The organism is Methylibium sp. (assembly GCF_013817365.1).
In the GTDB taxonomy this organism is placed as follows: Bacteria; Pseudomonadota; Gammaproteobacteria; order Burkholderiales; family Burkholderiaceae_C; genus Methylibium.
In genome coordinates, this window is sequence record NZ_JACDCU010000609.1 from 1 (window position 1) to 2,000 (window position 2,000).

The following is a 2,000-nucleotide window of genomic DNA, read 5'->3' on the forward strand; positions in this document are numbered from 1 at the left end:
GGCGTTGCAACTGCGAGCGGCGCCGGGGGCGGGGGCGGGGGCGCTTGCTTGCGCTGAGGCGCACGTCGGCTCGCCGGCTTGGAGGCCTTGGCAGGCTTGGTTGCACCGGGCGGTTCGGTCAAGCCGCCGCCCGCCTCGGCCGGTGCCGGCGCAAGCCAGAGCGCACACAGCCCTGCCGCCAAGCCCGTGCGAAACCGGAAAGCGCAAGACGCGAGGGCGCCGCACCTCAGCGGCCGGAGGAGCGCCGGCTTCAACTGCGCGGCCCGACGGACTGCGCGCGGCTGACGCGAGTGGTGCCGCCCGTGGAGACCAGCACGACTTGGTCGCCCGGCTGGAAGTTCTCGTTGCCCTGCGCCTGCACGATGGCGCGGCGCTCGCCGTTGCGCAACTGGACCATGATCTCGTAGGCCTGTTCGCGCGTGCCGAAGCGCTCGGCCGTGTTGCCGATGATTGCCCCGGCCACGGCGCCCAGCACGCCGACCGCGATCGCCTCGCGGCTGCCGCCCACCGAGCTGCCCGCCACGCCGCCGATCACCGCGCCCGACGCACCGCCGATGCCCGATTGCGAACCCTCGACCGTGACCGGCCGCACATTGATGACCACCGCGTCCTGCACCTGCGACAGGCGCTGCGCATCGCCGCGCTGGATCACGTCGGGGCTGGTGGTGGAGCAGGCGGCCAGGACCATCACCAAGCCTGAAATAAGCAGTTTTTTCATGGCTTTCCTCCTTGCGAAATGCGAGCGTACAACTGTCTGCGGAAGATAGGTTGACGCAAATGCGCCCGAAACGTTCAGCCGCTCACGCCGACGGTTGCAGGGCCAGCCCGGCGTGCTCGCGCAATGGATGAAACACCACCGCGGGGTGGCGCTCCTGCGTCAGGCGCAAGTCGTAGGGCGAGGTCATCAGATAGGCCAGGGTGTCGGCGGCGTCCCGCGCCAGCTTGCTGGCGGCCTCGTCGGTGAACTTGCGCATGGCCGCGTCGTCGTCACAGGTGACCCAGCGTGCACCGGTGAAACGGCTGGCGCCCAGCCGAACGTCGGCGCTGTACTCGGCCTTCAGGCGGTGCTGCACCACTTCGAACTGCAGCTGACCGATGGCGCCGAGCAACATCGCGCCGCCGGTCGCGGGCCGGAAAACCTGGATCGCGCCTTCCTCGCCCAGTTGGAGCAGGCCCTGCTGGAGTTGTTTGCTCTTCATCGGATTGGCCAGCTCCACGGTCTGGAACAACTCCGGCGCGAAGAACGGCAGGCCTGTGTAGCTGCCGAAAGCCAGGGGCGCGTCGCCGTCGGTCAGGGTGTCGCCTAGCTGAACGCCACCGTGCGTGGTGAAGCCGATGATGTCGCCGGCATAGGCTTCCTCGACCGACTCGCGACGCTGCGACAGGAACGTGACCACGCTGGTCGGGCGCAACTCCTTGGCGGTGCGCTGCACCCTGAGCTTCATGCCCTGCCCGTAGCGGCCGGAGTTCACGCGCACGAAGGCGATCCGGTCGCGGTGCGACGGGTCCATGTTGGCCTGCACCTTGAAGACCACGCCGGAAAAGCCGTCCGAGGCCGGGGGGATCTCGCGGTCGCTGCCGTCGGGCAGGCTCACGTGGCGCGCGGCCGGCGGCGGCGCCAGATCGACCAGCGCGTCGAGCACCTCCTGCACGCCGAAGTTGTTGACGCCCGAGCCGAAGAACACCGGCGTCTGGCGCGCGGCGACGAAAGCCGCCTCGTCGAAGCTCGGCGCGGCGCCCTGCAGCAGCTCGACGGTCTGTTCAGCCTGCTCGTAGTCGTGGCCGAAGCGCTTCAGCAAGGTCACACGCTCGGTCAGCGCAACGGTTTCGTCATCAGCGCCGCGCTTGTCGGCGCCCGCCTTGAACAGCCGCATGTGCCGGCGGCGCAGATCGACGATGCCGCCGAAGGCCTTGCCCTGCCCGACCGGCCAGGTCATCGGCACGCAGGGCATGCCGAGCTCCTGCTCGATCTCGTCGAGGAGCTCCAGCGGCTCCTTGCC

2 protein-coding genes are annotated in these 2,000 nt (G+C 69.5%); both read right to left on the minus strand.

Features of this window, described 5'->3' with window-relative positions:
• Nucleotides 1-250 precede the first annotated feature (250 nt).
• The gene (locus tag H0W38_RS21975) at nt 251-718 is read right to left on the minus strand and encodes a glycine zipper 2TM domain-containing protein (RefSeq protein WP_292458238.1); all 468 of its coding nucleotides are present in this window, start codon (nt 716-718) and stop codon (nt 251-253) included.
• Nucleotides 719-800: 82 nt separating this feature from the next.
• A partial coding sequence (locus tag H0W38_RS21980; RefSeq protein WP_292458240.1) for a peptide chain release factor 3 occupies nt 801-2,000 on the minus strand: 1,200 nt, incomplete at its 5' end.